General features: G+C 70.3%; 6 protein-coding genes. 3 read left to right on the top strand and 3 right to left on the bottom strand.

From position 1 onward, the window contains the following. Window positions 1-37: 37 nt before the first annotated feature. Both FMQ63_RS05435 and FMQ63_RS05430 read right to left on the bottom strand, forming a co-directional pair. On the bottom strand, window positions 38-3067 hold the full coding sequence (locus FMQ63_RS05435) for a chitobiase/beta-hexosaminidase C-terminal domain-containing protein (protein ID WP_216608602.1): 3030 nt from the start codon (window positions 3065-3067) through the stop codon (window positions 38-40). Between the two features lie 252 nt (window positions 3068-3319). Continuing rightward, window positions 3320-4399: a YihY/virulence factor BrkB family protein gene (locus FMQ63_RS05430; RefSeq protein WP_011554583.1), complete on the bottom strand. Its 1080-nt coding sequence runs from the start codon at window positions 4397-4399 to the stop codon at window positions 3320-3322. A 246-nt stretch (window positions 4400-4645) separates the two neighbouring features. Here FMQ63_RS05430 and FMQ63_RS05425 point away from each other — a divergent pair, with 246 nt between their 5' ends. Genes FMQ63_RS05425 through FMQ63_RS05415 form a run of 3 tightly spaced genes read left to right on the top strand, consistent with a single transcriptional unit; the run spans window position 4646 to window position 8984 of the window. Beyond that, entirely contained in the window at window positions 4646-6196 is a 1551-nt protein-coding gene (locus FMQ63_RS05425; protein ID WP_225909352.1) for a PEGA domain-containing protein, read from the top strand. Next, a complete protein-coding gene (locus FMQ63_RS05420) occupies window positions 6186-7178 on the top strand; it encodes a lipopolysaccharide assembly protein LapB (RefSeq protein WP_020477879.1) in 993 nt (330 codons plus the stop codon). Before FMQ63_RS05425 ends, FMQ63_RS05420 begins: the two co-directional genes overlap by 11 nt. Window positions 7179-7214: 36 nt before the next feature. After that, the gene (locus tag FMQ63_RS05415; protein ID WP_020477880.1) at window positions 7215-8984 is read left to right on the top strand and encodes a protein kinase; all 1770 of its coding nucleotides are present in this window, start codon (window positions 7215-7217) and stop codon (window positions 8982-8984) included. Here the strand turns inward: FMQ63_RS05415 and FMQ63_RS05410 are convergent. After that, window positions 8981-15256: a non-ribosomal peptide synthetase gene (locus FMQ63_RS05410; RefSeq protein ID WP_011554587.1), complete on the bottom strand. Its 6276-nt coding sequence runs from the start codon at window positions 15254-15256 to the stop codon at window positions 8981-8983. The genes FMQ63_RS05415 and FMQ63_RS05410 overlap by 4 nt on opposite strands. Window positions 15257-15335 lie beyond the last annotated feature (79 nt).

Genomic DNA, 15335 nt, shown 5'->3' with positions numbered 1-15335 from the left:
ACGAGGCGGCGATTGTCGTTGCGCCGTCTGGCGCGAGCTACGGCAACGGGTTGGCGTAGCCGAACGAGGACATGCTCACCGACCAGTCACTCGCCGAGTCCGTGTCCCCCTGCCCGTTTCGCCCCAACGACGTGGCCAGCCCCGGCGTGCCGAAGGCCTGGGTCCAGTCCACCGAGACGTCCCACGCATCCGGATAGTCGCAGGGCACACCGGAGCAGTCCGCCGGCCACCACTGGCCCTCTGCCTGGAGCGACTGGAGCATCGTGGGGTAGTTCGCGAAGGCGTCGTTGGTCTCGATGACCGCCAGGGCGTCCTGGGTGGTGCCGAACGTGTCCCGGATGCGAAGGACCCGGTTGCCCGGAAAGATACCCGTCGTACCCCCTTGGAAGTCCCAGGCCGTGTCATGGTTCGCGGCGTACTGGCTCCGCGGGTATTCGGCCCGGCTGGTCGTCTCCGACGCGGGTGCGTCCCACCCGAGCGTGACGCGGTCCGGGTTGAGGTGGATGACGATGATGTCGCCCGTCGACACCTGCACATCGGGGAGCGTGGCCAGCACCGTGTTCCCATCCGTCAGCGTCGCGCCCTGGACGGAGCCACTCGCGAGGACGACGAGTTCCACCAGGTCGCGGTTCTGGGGAACGGCGGGCGCCACCTCGGAGAGGCGGAGCCGCGCCGTCTGCACGTAGCCCGGGAAGCTCGTCTGCGTGGCCGAAGGATCCAGCGCGACGCCGCGCGCGTCACGCACGGTGGTCGCCACCGTCACGGTGTACTGCTGGCGCGGCGTCTGGTTGCTGGTCGTCAGCGCGACCTCGGTGCGGCTCTGCAACTGGGCCTGGGTGACGCTCAGCCCGGGGATGGAGAACTGACTGCCGTTGGCCACCAGGCTCGCCGCGTCGAGCGGGCGGCCGAAACGCACCATCACCGTGTTGCGGGTCGTGGCCCATGCGTTGATGACCCGGGGCGCCGGGCACGAGTGCACGGTGGCCTGGCTCGCCGTCCACACGGTGGGCTGGATGGTGGGCGTCATCCGCGTGCCGGACATGAAGATCCAGAGCGGAGACGTCACCGTCAGCGAGCAGCCCGACGTCAACGCCAAGCTGTCGCGAAGGGGCTCCACCACGCGCAGGCGCAGCACGGCCGCGGCCACGGAGCCCGCCGGCACGCCCACCGTCGTCAGCGGCGCCTGCAGATGCCCCAGCCCCGCGGCGGAGAACCCAGGTGCGCCGATGGTGCCGGTGATGGAGATGTACTCGGACTCATACTCGGGCTGCGTCCCACCGATGGTGACGTCCACGTCGCTGACGTCCTGGAGAAGCTCCGACACCGAGTGCCCCGAGCTGAGCACGTTGAAGCCAGAGAGGCTCGCGCGCGTCTGGCCGTTGACGACGCTCTTCGCATTCACGGTGACACGCACCCGGTCTCCCACCCGCGGAACGGGGGATAGTGTCGCTGGGTCCACCGGAACGAAGACGGCGGGCCCGGTCCGCTCCGCCTGGAGGAAGAAACCCGCCGCGTCGTTCACCGCGTTGCCCACGGCGTCCTTGATGAAGGTGATGCGGGCTCCGTTGATGATGAGGTTCACCGGGCCATTCGCCGCGTTGCGCACGGCCTGGATCTGCTCGGACGCCGTCCGGTCCAGGTCGGGCAGCACGTAGGACTCCTGCTTCGCCTGCTCCACGTTGCCCGCCGCATCCGTGGAGGCGAAGCGCAGCATCGTGTTCCGAGTGATCGTGATGGGCCGCTCGTACAGCAACGCGCTCGACACCGGCGCGGAGCCATCCAGCGTGTAGCGCGTCGCGGCGCAGCCCGAACCACCGTCGTTGCACACCAGCGTCACGGTGACGGCGTCCTGGTAGACGCCGCCCACGGGCGTGGCGGTCGTCACCGGCGGCACCGTGTCCATCGTGTACTGCTCGGACTTCACCGGTTCGACGTTGCCCGCGATGTCCATGGAGAAGAAACGCAGCGTGGTGGAGGAGGCCACGGTGATGGGGCCCGTGTAGCGGATGCTGGATGTCGTCGGCGCGCTGCCGTCGACCGTGTAGTACGTCCCCGCGCAGCCACTTCCCTCGGCGTCATCCGCGCAGCCCAGGACGACGGACTGCGCACTCCAGTAGACACCGCCAGCGGGCGTCGCCGTCGTCGTGGGGGCCACGCGGTCCTCGCCGGAGGTCTCCCGCGTGTAGAGCTCCGACACCACCTCGGAGACATTGCCCACCCAGTCCACCGCGATGAAGCGCACGCGAGTGGTGGCCGTCAGCACCAGGGGCTCCTCATAGACGGAGGAGTCCAGGGAGGGAATGGCGCCATTGTTGGTGTAGTGGATGGCCGCGCAGCCGCTGCCCTCACCGTCGTCACACGCCAGCGTCACCGCGCGCGTCCCGGTGAACGTGCTCCCCCGTGGCGTCGCGGCCACCTGAGGCGCCTCCGTGTCCACGACGTAACGCGCCTGCCGCACCGCCTCGACGTTGCCCACCCGGTCCACGGAGAAGAAGCGCAGCGTGGTGGACGTGGCGATGGACAGGGGCGCCGTGTAGCGCGGCGAGGCTTGCGTAGGAACGCTGCCATCCAGCGTGTAGTGCGTGGCCGCGCAGCCGCTGCCCGCGCCGTCGTCACACGTCAGCGCCACGCTCCGGGGACTGCTGAACGCGCCGCTCGCGGGGTTGGCCACCGTGCTGGGCGGCTCCGTGTCCGCCGCACCCACCAGGGTCAATGTCGCGGTCCCCGGCGCCTCCGCGTTGCCTGCCGCGTCCACGGAGTAGAAGCGCACCGTGGTGGTGCTCCCCAGTGTGAAGGGCTCGCGATACTGCGTGGAGCCCGTGCCGGGCGTGGAGCCATCCAGCGTGTAGTACGTGGCCGCGCAGCCACTGCCGCCGCCGTCGTCACAAGCCAGCGTCACCACCACGGCGGTGGTGAAGTCGCCTCCCGCGGGCGTGGCGCGTGTCGTGGGCGGCGTGAGGTCGGTGGGAGGTGGAGGCTTCGGCTCCCCGCCACCACACGCAAGGACGAGTTGAGCCGTGAGAAGCACCGCGCCGCAGCGCAGGGGCCAGGAGGGGGTCTGAGACATCGGAACTCCAGGGCGTACGTCGTCCATGCGCCGGGGCACTCAGGGTGCGGGGGATTGTCCGAGGGGGGCGGTCAGTGGATGACGGCAGCCACTGTCGTCCAGCCAACAACGCGCGCACGCTCGCACTGGGGGTAGGCGTTCGGCAAGCCCCCCCTGCGATGACAACCCTTCACACCGGAGTGGCGCCGCGAGTCAAAAGCCACCCGTCGTCACGCGCGAACGCCCCGGCGGCACTGGGAAGCGAAGGACGGTCTACCGGGAGTCCGACTTGCGCAGCAGGAACAACCCCAGGCCCATGCCCACGGTCCACTTGAAGGCCGCCGCGAGCGGCGTGTCACGCAGCCTGGGTGGAGCGGACGGTGGGTCATCCAGGGGCCGGCCCGTCACCGGGTCCACCACGGGCTGGAAGCCCGGAGCGCCCGGAAGCGACGCACCTCCCGCCTCCAGTTCCGTCTTGGTGGCGGTCAGCGCCTTGCCCTGCTCCGGGACCTTCTGGCCCGGCGCCTTTCCGTCCGGGGAACGGTGCTCGAGGATGGCGTTGATTTCCGCGCCCAGCAGGATGACCTGCGCGGAGATCCACATCCACAGCAGCATGACGATGACACCGCCGATGGCGCCGTAGTTGACGTCGTACTTGCCGAAGTTGGCCACATACTGGGAGAAGCCCCACGACGCGAACACCCAGATGAGCACGCCCACCACCGAGCCCGGGGTGATGAAACGGAACTTCTGATTCACGTCCGGCAGCACGTAGTACAGCACCGCCCACAGAAACATCATCAGCAGGCCCGCTACCGGGAGCCGCAGCCACATGAGCACGGTGCCCAACCCGCCGGGAAGCTTGCCAGCGATGACGGGCGTGACGATGACCGCGAACGCCGCGAGGATGGCCACCGCCGCTCCGCCCAGTGTCACCAGCAGCGCGATGCCGCGCAGCTTCCAGATGGGACGCGACTCCGTCACACCGTAGACCTTGTTGAGCGCCGTCATCAGCGCCACCACGCCCGCGGAGGCCGCCCAGACGGCACCGACACCGCCCACCGTCAGCAGCCCCACCGGCCGGCTGTTCGCCAGCGCCTCGATGCGCTCGCTCAGGATGGACGTCACTTCCCGGGGCGCCACCCGCGCCAGTTCCTGGATGAGCACCTGGGCCTGGGCGGGCTCGATGAGGAGACCCGCCAGCGACACCAGGAACAGCAGGAATGGGAACAGCGCCAGAATCATCCGGAAGGTGAGCGCGCCAGCGACGTCCCCCACCTCGTCGCGCGTCCACTCGTCCTTCAGCGCCAGAAAGAACGTCTTCCAGCCCATTCCCTTGCCAGGGAGAACCATTCCGCCTCCTCGGAGGTGCTGCGACCGGGGGAACGATGCGCATTCCCCACACCCCAGGCGACCTCCAGCCCCCAGCTTCCCTGCATGCGGCCGGAAGGCAGGCGAGCAGGAAGGCGCTGGAAGGCAGCTTCCCGGAAATCCCTCCGTTCTCGGACCTCCCCCCTAGGCAGGAGAGCGTTCATTGGCGTACACCTTGGACGGGGGCCGCCGGTCGGTTCCGCCGCGGCCCCCTCCCCCGAGGACGCCATGTTCGTCTCCTGTCTCCTGAGTGTCAGCCTGGCGCTGAGCGCCGGCGCCGCACCCGGAATGCCCCCGGACACCCAGGCACCCACCCCTTCGCACACGCTGTGGCTCGTCCAGGCCCTGTACCCAGGACAGGACGCGTTGCTGCAACGCACCGAGGAAGGGATTGCCGCGCTGATACCGCAAGACGTGCAGGCGGAGCAGCTCATCGGCCGGGGCGCCCTGGCCATGCACCTGAAGGGCCAGGGCGGCGACCTGCGCTGCGTGTCCGGCGAGGCGCGCTGCCGGGAGCCGCTGGAGGCGTACCTGGAATCACTGGGTCTGGAGCGCGTGGTGCTGGTGCAGGTGGGCCAGGACGACGCCGGCTACCGCTTCCGCGCCGTCAGCGTCCGGCCCGGCACGGGCGCCCGGGGTCAGGCGGAGACGGCGAACCCGGCGTTCGAGAAGGCCCTGGCCGGCGTGCTGGTGAAGTTCCTGTCGCTCAATGCCACGGTGGTGGCGGAGACGACGCCCGCGGGGGCCACCGTCTTCATCGACGGCGTGAAGGTGGGCTCCACGCCCTTCACCACGGAGGTGCTGCCGGGTGAGCACACCTTCCGCTTCGAACTGGCTTCGCACCTTCCGAAGGAAGAGACGCGCGTGATGAGCTCGCGCCAGCAGGTCAAGCTGGACGCCACGCTGGAGAAGGTGCCCGCGCGGCTGGTGGTGAAGGCGCAGCCGGAGGGCGCGGAGATTCGCGTGGACGGCCAGCCGGTGGGGACCACCGCGGTGGACCAGGGCATCCAGCCGGGCACGCGCAGGGTGTCGCTGACGTTGGACGGCTACGAGCCCCACGAGGTGACGGCGGAGATCGCGCCCGGCGGGACCTACACGCTGGAGCACGCGCTGACGCCCACCTCCATGCAGTCCTTCAAGCTGGCCATGCGCCGCCGCAAGGAAGCCACCATGGCGCGGCAAAGCTACCTGGAGGCCTCGTTCGAGATGCAGCGCCTCACGGGCACGTCGCTGGCGTCCCAGCCGCTGAGCACCTCGGAGGAGCTGGAGAGCCTGCGCACTCGGGACGTGCGCGCGCCGGGCTCGCGCAACCTGCGCGGCGTGGGCGTCGAGTACGGCCGCTATGGGCAGTTCTTCGGCGTCATGCTGGTGGGCGCCACCTACGCCTCCACCGGCGACACATGGACGCTGGGCATCGACGTACCGCCTGGCGTGGGCGGCGTGGGGCCGGACGGCGTGTCGTCGCTGGACACGCGGGTGCAGGCGGTGTCGCTGCGCGCGCTCCAGCCGCAACTGCGCTACGTGCTCGGGCCCGTGTCCTTCGCCATCCAGGTGGGACTGGAGGGCCGAGGGCTGCTGGTGAAGGAACGCGCGGGTGACGCGGCCATCTTCAAGGACGGCCTCTACGCGCTGGACCTGCACGCGTCCGGACAGGCCACCGCGCGCATCTTCGTGTACGAGGGCCTGTACGCCTCCGTCGCGTACCAGCACAGCTTCACGCTGCTGAAGAAGATTGCCGGAACGAGCAACATTCGCGGAGGGCTGGGCTATGCGTTCTGACCTGCGGCGCCTGACGTGGGCCTGTGTGCTGCTGACGTGTGGCCTGTCCCTGGCCGAGCCCCTGGTGGGGCCCTCCGTCGGCCGTGGCGATGCGCTGCTGGCCGAGGGCACCCGCCTCTACAACAAGCGCAAGCACAAGGACGCGGCGGAGGTGTTGCTCCAGGCCACGCGCGCCAACCCGTCCCTGCTGCCCGCCTACCTGGGCCTGGCCCGCGCGCGCATGGGGGCGAAGGACGTCCCCGGGGCCTGCGCCGCCTACCGCGCCTACGTGCGCAGCGCGCCGGACATCCAGGACCGCACCAAGGCGCAGCGCGAGCTGGCCCTGTGCGAGCGCAAGCTGAAGGCCGCGCGCCGCAAGAAGCGCAACAAGGTGCCGCCCGACATGACGGCCCGGCACGTGGAGCTGAAGGCCGGCTTCTTCGCCGCGCTGGAGGAAGGCCGGCTGGTGGGCCCCGGCGCGGCGGGCGAGACGCTGCGCACGCTGGTGTCCGAGGGCTACCTGGGCACGGACCTGGGAGACATGGCCGCGCGGCTGAGCGCGGCCTCCCAGGCCACCACCAACGAACTGCACCAGCGGGCCCTGGCCGGTGAAGCGCTCCCCACGGCGCGCCTGCGGGAGTCCGGCGCGCTCTTCGACCTGGCTCGAGACACGGGGGAGCCGTCCGCCAAGGCCGCTGCCCAGGCGCCTTTCCTGGAAGGGCTCGCGGCGCTCCAGAGTGGAGACTCCACCGGGGCGCAGCGCCTGTTCGCGAAGGCCGCATCAGCGGCGCCCGAGCGCACCGAGTACCGCGTGTGGCGCGCCGCCGCGCTCCAGCGCGCCGGAGATTTGGACGGCGCGCTGACGGTGCTGGAGACGGACCTGCCGCAAGATGCGCGCACGGACGTGCTCCGCGCGGCCTCCGCCCAGCGAAAGTCCCCCGAGGCGGGGGCTCGCGAGTTGGAGCGCATCCTCTTCCAGCGCTACGCCCCGGCCACGCGCTGACCGCGGTCCCCTCCCCTCCGGCCCAGCAAGGACACCATGTCGCTCTTCATCTGCCAGCGATGCGAGGCCCAGCATGAGAAGTGGGACGGCGCCTGTCCGGCCTGTGGTGGCACCGAGCTGCTGACGGTGGCGCCGGCCGTGGACCGGATGCTCGGCCGTGTCGTGGCGAGCCGCTTCCGCATCCTCCGGCGGCTGGGCCAGGGCGGCATGGGTTCGGTGTACCTGGCCGAACAGGTGGGCATCGGCCAGCAGGTGGCGATGAAGTTCCTCAACAGCGGCCTGTCCATGGACCCGGACGTGGCCCGCCGCTTCCTCAACGAAGCCAAGAGCTACGCGCGAGTGGCCCACCCCAACGCAGTGACGCTGCACGACTTCGGGCAGGACGAGGAAGGCAGCCTCTACATCTCCATGGAGTACGTGGAGGGGGATGACCTCAAGAGCCTGCTCGCCGCGTGTGGCCGGCTCGCGCTCGACGAAGCCGTGGACATCGTCCTCCAGGTGGCGGACGTGCTCGCCTATGCCCACGCGCGCCAGGTCATCCACCGCGACCTCAAGCCGGAGAACATCATGGTCCGGCAGGGCATGCGCGGCTGGCACGTGAAGGTCCTGGACTTCGGCATCGCCCGAATCACCGACGGCGCGACACGGCTCACCGTCCAGGGCGCGGTGGCCGGCACGCCGCGTTACATGTCCCCCGAGCAGGCCATGGGCCTGGACGTGGACGCCCGCGCGGACGTGTACGCGGTGGGCATCGTCCTCTTCGAGCTGCTCACCGGTCAGCAGCCCTTCGACGGCAACAGCGTCTCCGAAATCATGCAGAAGCAGGTCCACCAGCCCATGCCACGACTGGCGCAGGTGGCGGCGGACCTCCAATATCCAACCGTCGACGCCGTCATCCAGAAGGCCACCGCGAAGCGCCGCGAGGAGCGCTACGCCACCATGGAGGCCTTCGCGTCGGACCTGGTCAACGCGTTGCCTACCCTCACCAGCCGGCGCGCCGTCAGCGGCATCAACCCCGCCATCACCGGCGGTGGCCTCGAACCGGCGCGACCGGCCACGCTCCTCTTTGGCACGGAGGGCTCCGAGGCCACCCTGGTGCGCGCCGCCCCGGCGGAGGCCGCGCCGGTGACGGGCTCCGCGCCCATTCCGCTGACCCAGCCCGCCGCGCCCTCCGGGCTCCGGGTGGGCTCAGAGGGCTTCAACAAGACGGCGCACGCGGCCTCCCCCTACGCGGCGCCGAAGCGCTCGAAGTCCAGCGCGGTGGTGGGGCTGGGCATCGCGGGCGTCCTGCTCCTGGGCGGCGTGGGCCTCGTGGCCCTCCGGGGCGGCAGCCGCGACGACGTCAAGGAGGGAACCCTGGTTCCAGTCGGTTCCCCGGCGCAACCGGCGTCTCCCGTGGCGCCCCCCGCCAAAGAGGCCGGCGCGTCACCTCACGCCACCAGCGGGACGGTGGAGACGGCGCCCGACGATGTCGCGACCCGGCAGCTCAAGGTGCTCGCGGCGGGACAGGCCATCGACATCGGCAATGACTTCAACGAAGGCCGGCTGGACAGCGCGATGAAACGGCTGGCCCAGGCACGGAGCCTGGGATTGGACGCCGTCGAGCCCGAGCTGGCGGCGCTCGCGGGCAAGGTGGAGGACGCCTCGAAGCGCATGGCCCGCGCCCGAGCCCTGGAGAACGACGGCAACTGCGAGACGGCCATCACCCTCTATCGCGCCCTGAAGCGCGACCATCCGCAGCTCGTGGAGGCCCAGCGGGGCATCCGGCGCTGCCAGGATATGCTGCCTCCGGAGGTGTCCGACTAGGCGGTAAAGCCCCGGCCGGCGTGGGCCGGGGCTTGTGCTCCAGGCGCGCGGAGGAAGCCGCTCTCGACGAAGTACTTGAAGTAGGTGCGGAAAAGGGACTCGTCCACCCGCGGGCATTCGATGCCACTGCCCTCCAATCCCGCGCGCGTGTTCCGGTGATCCACGCGCCCCCAGGATGAAAACAGTTGCAGGGGCCCCGCGCCGCCCGGCGCCTCCCGCGCTCCAATCAGCGGAGCGAGCGCGAAGAGCGCGTTGTGGTCCCGGCGCTCGGTCTCCCGCCGCAACTCATCGAGCCACTCGGTCTGCGACAAACTCCGCAGCGAATAGCCCAACGTCTCCAGCCACCCCCGCAGCAACCCGGCCGACACCGGGAGTGGGTGGCTCAGATGGAACGTCCTCCCGAAGGACTGGGGCTCTCGCGAGAGGTGCACGATCGCCTTCGCCACGAAATCCACCGGTAGCAGATCCAGCGTGCCATCCAACACCGGCATGCTGCCGAGCTGGATGAAGCTCTTCAGGCTCCGGGTGACGAAGTCGGTGGTATTCCAGACGCCCGTCTGGCTGTGGCCAGTCACGTTGCCCAAACGGTAGATGGCGACCTGCATGCCCCGGCTACGGGCCTGCGCCACCAACCGCTCCGCCACCCATTTGCTCTGGGCATAACCGGTGCGGAAACCCGTCGCCCCCTCGATGGCATCATCCTCCGCGAGCAGGCCCCCTCCCTGGCGAAGATGCGGCGGGAAGACGGACAGCGTGGACACGTGGTGGAACACCTTCGGGCGGCCCCGGCACGCAAGCTCCAGAAGCGCCTGCGTCGCTTGCACGTTGGGCGCCCTCATCTCCCGGTACGGGTAGAGGAAGCTCACCACCGCGCCGCAGTGGTAGATGGCGTCGACCCGCCCGGCAAGTGCTTCGAGCTGCGCGGACGAGAGCCCCAGCCCGGGCTCCGCCAGATCTCCCGGGACAGGTTCAATCCGCTCCCGAAAGCGCTCCTCCCAGAGCCCATAGGCGCGGAGCTTTCGTTCCAGCCTGGCCCCCGCCTCCTCGCGCCCAGCCGCGCGGATGAGGCAGTGGATGCGCGCGGGCAGCCGATCCAGCAGCTCCTTCAACAGGAAGGCCCCCACGAAGCCGGTCGCGCCAGTCAGCAGGAGGTGCCGAGGGGGGCGAGGCCGCGCGGGCAACGTGCCACGAGGTTCGAGCCCGGGTGGCAGCACGGCGTCGGCCATCGGATCCACCTCCGCCTCCCCCCTCGGAACTGGCGAGCGCTCCAACGCCGCGTCGATGACCGCTGCCATCCCCGCGATGGTCGGCTGTTCGAGCAGCGCCTGAAGCGACAGCTCGACCCTGAAGGTCGTGCGCGCCCGCATGGCGAACCGGACCGCCAGCAACGAGTGTCCGCCCACCGTGAAGAAACTGTCGAACACGCCGGAGACCGCACTCCCTCCCAGCAGCTCGCGCCAGAGCTCCGCCACGGCGCGCTCGGTGGCGCTCCGCGGCGGGACGAACGCCCCCGCTCCCCGTGGCGCGGCCCCCCAATCCGGAGCTGGCAATGCGCGGCGATCAACCTTGCCGTTCGGCGTCAACGGGAAGCAGGCCAGCGGGACGAACACGGTCGGCACCATGGGCCCAGGCAACCGCTCCGAGAGCCACTGGCGCAGCGCCTGCACATTCCTCCCGTCCTGACCCGTCCGCGGGATGAAGTAGGCCACCAGCCGCACATCCTCTGCCGCGTGCACCCGGGCAACGACCACCGCCTGCTCCACCGCCGGATGCCCTGCGAGCGTCGTCTCGATCTCCGCCAGCTCGATGCGGTGACCACGCACCTTCACCTGATGGTCGATGCGCCCAAGGAACTCGAGCCCCCCGCCCTCCCGCCAGCGGACGAGATCGCCAGTGCGGTACAGGCGCGCCCCCAGCCTGGCCGAGAAGGGATCCGGAACGAAGCGCTCCGCCGTGAGCGCTGGCTGGCCAAGGTAGCCCCGGGCCACGCCCTCTCCGCCAATGAACAGCTCGCCGGCGACGCCCACCGGCACCGGGCGTCCGCCCGTATCGAGGACGTACAACTCCGTGTTGTCGATGGCGTGTCCGAGTGACGGGTCGGCCTCCTCGTCCTGGAGGCGCTCCACCGCGGACCAGATGGTCGTCTCGGTGGGGCCGTACAGGTTCCAGACGCTCCCGGCCACTTCTCCGAGCGCGCGGGCGAGCGGGCGGGACATGGCCTCTCCGCCGCAGAAGGCCCGCAGCCCCAGGCCCGCCGGGAGCCCGGCCTGCAACAGCATCTGCCAGGTGGCGGGGGTGGCCTGCAACACGCTCGCGCCGCACCGAGTCAACCCCGCGGCCAGCAGTGCCCCATCGCGTTGCCACGCCTGTGGCGCAATCACCACGCGGGCCCCCACCGCCAGCGGCAGAAAGAGCTCCAGCCCCGCGATGTCGAAGGAGAGTGAGGTCAGCGCGAGCACCACGTCCTCCGGCCGCAGCCCCGGCTCGCGCCGCATCGACTGGAGGAAGTTGAGCACGTTCTGGTGCGTCACCATCACGCCCTTGGGACGCCCGGTGGAGCCGGAGGTGTAGAGGACGTATGCCAACCGGGTGGAGAGCACCGGCCGCGGCGGCGGCGTGGAGGGCAACGCGGCCAGTTCGGCGCGCACCTCATCGAACAGGATTGACCGCACCTGCCCCGCGGGAAGCCGGCCGCGCACCGAGGACTGCGTCAACAGCACGGCCACGCCCGCGTCCGCCATCACGTAGGCCGTCCGCTCGGCCGGGTAGTCTGGATCCAACGGGACATAAGCCCCGCCCGTTTTGAGCACCCCCAGCACCGCGACCAGCAGCTCCAACGAGCGCGGGAGGCAGAGCCCCACCCGCACCTCTGGACCGACGCCATGGCCTCGCAGCATGTGGGCAAGCTGGTTCGCGCGCGCGTCCAGTTCGCGGTACGTCACCCGCTCATCGTGGAACATCGCCGCGACCGTCTCCGGGGTGCGCGCGGCTTGGGCTTCGAACAGGGCGGGGAGCTCGGCCTCGTCCGGTAGTGCCACCCGTGGTCCTCGGCCTCGCGCCAGCAGCGCCGACAGTTCGTCCGCCGGCAGCAACTCCAGCGACGCCAACACCTTGGAGCTTCCCTCCGCCAGCGCCCAGAGTGACTGCTCCAGGTGCCGCAACAACCGGTGGATCACCTCGTCGCTGAACCGGTCACGCTCGTAGGAGGCCCAGAGTTCGAGCGCCTCGCCCGGACGCGCGGTGAGCGTGAGCGCATAAGGAGCACGCGCCGCGCCGAAGCGGCGCTCGACAACGAGTCCGGCCCCCGGCGGGCTCCAGCACGCCGCCTCCGCGGGGTAGTTCTCGAAGACGAGCAGGCTCTCGAAGAGCGCCTCACCGGGCTTGCCAGCGCACCACCGCTGGACATCGGCCAGGGGTGTCTGCTCGTGCGCAAGGAGCTCGGTGAGCCGAGCCTGGAGCGTGTGCAGCCAGCCGTCGGCAGTGGCCTGGGAGGGCACCTCCACCCGCACGGCCAACGTGTTGAGCAGCAACCCGGCAATGCCTTCCACTCCGTCCAGTTCGATGGAACGCCCGGACACCGCCAGCCCAAACGTGACCTCGCGCTGGCCACTGTAGCGACCCAGGAGCACGGCCCACGCTCCCGCCAGAAGCGTGTTCAGCGTGATGCGGTGACGCACCGCCAGGGCCTTGAGCCGGGCGGTCCGTCCGGCGTTGAGCCGCAGCCGCAGCGCCGCGTCCGGCTCCGGCACGCGGCGGGTGGGCCGGCGGTCCGCAAACAATGGCGTTGGAGAGACGCCAGGACCCAGCGCTTCCCTCCAGAACGGAGCCTCCGCGGAGAAGTCGCGCGAGCGAATCCAGCGCACGAAATCCCGGTACGGTCGGGCCGGGGGCAGCTCACGACGGGTCCCAGCCCGGAGCGCCGCGTACGTGGCGAAGAGTTCGCCCAGAACGAGCGCCGCGCTCCAGCCATCAAAGACGAGGTGGTGCAGGCTCCAGACGGCCCAATACCGCCCGTCCTCCAACTGGACCACCGACAGGCGCACCGGCGGCGCATCCGTGAGCGCGAAACCGCGCGCTCGATCCTCGGCGAGAAAACGCTCGCGCCGTTCCTCGAACGCGAGCGACTCCTGCGAGCGCCAGTCCCACCACTCGATCGGCGGCAACTCCCGCGCCTCGACCTGGCGTGGAGCGGAGAGCCCCTCCCACTGGAAGCGCATCCGCAGCCCCGGATGACGGGCGCCCACCTCGCACCAGGCGCGCTCGATGAGCTCCGGAACGAGCGGACCGCGAAGTTCGAACTCCAGTTGCTCGTGGTACACGCGCGAACCGGGCGCGAGCAGCGTGTGGAACAGCATTCCCTCCTGCATGGGCGTGAGCGGATACGGCTCTGACGCGGCAGAAGAGGGCCACTCGTCCTCCGGGACAGCGGAGGCTTTCCCTCCGTCCGGGAGTTCCTGCAAGGCCGCGCGCAGCCCCCCGGCCAGTTCCGCGATGGTGGGATGGCTGAAGAGCTGGGAGGGGCGGCACCGGTAACCCGCCTCGCGGAGACGGGCAGCGATCCGGACAGCGAGGATGGAGTCTCCCCCCAGCTCCAGGAAGTGCGCGTGGCGCCCCGGGAGCGCGACGCGCAGCACCTCTCCCCAGAGCCGAGACAACCTTTCCTCCAGCGCACCTCGCGGCGCCTCATGAAGGCCCGATGGCACGAGGCGGTTGAACTCCGATGGCTCGGGCAGCGCGCCGCGGTCCACCTTGCCTGTCGGGGTGAGCGGCAGTCCGTCCAACGGGATGAAGACCGCCGGAACCATGTAATCCGGCAAGGACCGCTCCAGGAACGCCCGAAGCGCCGTGAGTTCGAGCGGCTCCACGGCATTCCGCGCCGGGACAACATAGGCCACCAGTCTGTGCTCGTCCTCCCCTTCGCCACGGACCACCACCACCGCCTCGCGGAGCCCGGGGTGGCCCAAGAGGGCCGCCTCGATCTCGCCCAACTCGACACGGTAGCCACGCACCTTGACCTGATGATCGCGGCGGCCAAGGAACTGGAGCGTCCCATCCGGCATCCGTCGGACGAGATCTCCCGTGCGATACAGCCGCGCGCCCGGCTCCTCGCTGAACGGATCCGGGACGAAGGCAGCGGCGGTGAGGTCCGGGCGCCGGAGGTACCCCCGCGCCAGCCCCACGCCCCCGATGAGGAGTTCTCCCACCTCACCCGGCGCGGCGAGGTGACCGCGCGCGTCCAGGACATGGAGCCGCGTATTCGCCACCGGCGCTCCCATCGGGACATAGGAGCGCGTCTCCCCCGGGACACAGTCCCAGCAGGAGGCATCGATGGTCGCCTCGGTCGGCCCATATTGGTGGTGAAGCCGCGCCGGCACCCGCGCCAGCAACCGCTCACACAAGGAGACCGGGACCACCTCGCCACCACAGAAGACGTGCCGCAGCGAGGTGCAGCGCTCCAGCTCCGGCGCATCCAGCACCAGCCGAAGCAGCGTGGGGCCGAAGTGCGCGATGGACACGCCCTGCCGCGCGATCAGGCCGGCCAGGTAGCCTCCATCTCGCTGCCCACCCGGCCGGGCCAGCACCAGACGCGCGCCAGCGATCAACGGCGCGAAGATCTCCCAGACCGAGATGTCAAAGCTCAGCGAGGCCTTTTGCAGGAACGCGTCTGCCGCGCCAAGAGGGTACGTCGCCTGACGCCAGCGCAAGTGGTTGGCCACCGCCCGGTGCGTCACCATCACGCCCTTCGGGCTCCCGGTAGAGCCCGACGTGTAGATGACGTAGGCCAGGTGCTCGGCGGTGAGTCCGTTGTCGGACGGGGAATCGGGCTCGGAAGCGATCCGGGCCGCATCCCGCCGGAGATCGACGACACGATGGCCGCCCCACTCCCACCACGCGTCCACGGCGCCGGAGGTCACCAGCACGTCCGCGCGCGCGTCAGCCAGGGAGAGCCGCAGGCGCTCGGCGGGGTACTCCGGATCGAGCGGAAGATAGGCACCCGCCGCCTTCCAGATCCCAAGCACACAGACCACCATGTCGATGGAGCGCGGGACGTGCAGCCCCACGATGGACTCGGGCCCCACCCCGAGCCGCCTCAGGTGGTGGGCGAGCCGGTTGGCACGAGCCTCCAACTCCCCATAGGACACCTCCCCCTCTTCGGACCAGATTGCGATGGCGTCCGGCGTGCGCCGAGCCTGCTCCGCGACCTGCTCATGCAGCAGGAAGGATGAAGCGGCCCCAAGAGAGAGTCCCACCTGTGGTGTCGACCTCGTCATTCCTCACCGCCTCGAACGCTTCCCCACCCAGCCCGCGCGCCCGCCTGGGAATGGCTGAAGCGCACTGCCGTCTGGACGG

This window comes from Myxococcus sp. CA005 (assembly GCF_006518205.1).
Classification (GTDB): Bacteria; Myxococcota; Myxococcia; order Myxococcales; family Myxococcaceae; genus Myxococcus; species Myxococcus xanthus.
This window is presented reverse-complemented; position numbering and strand designations above follow the sequence as displayed.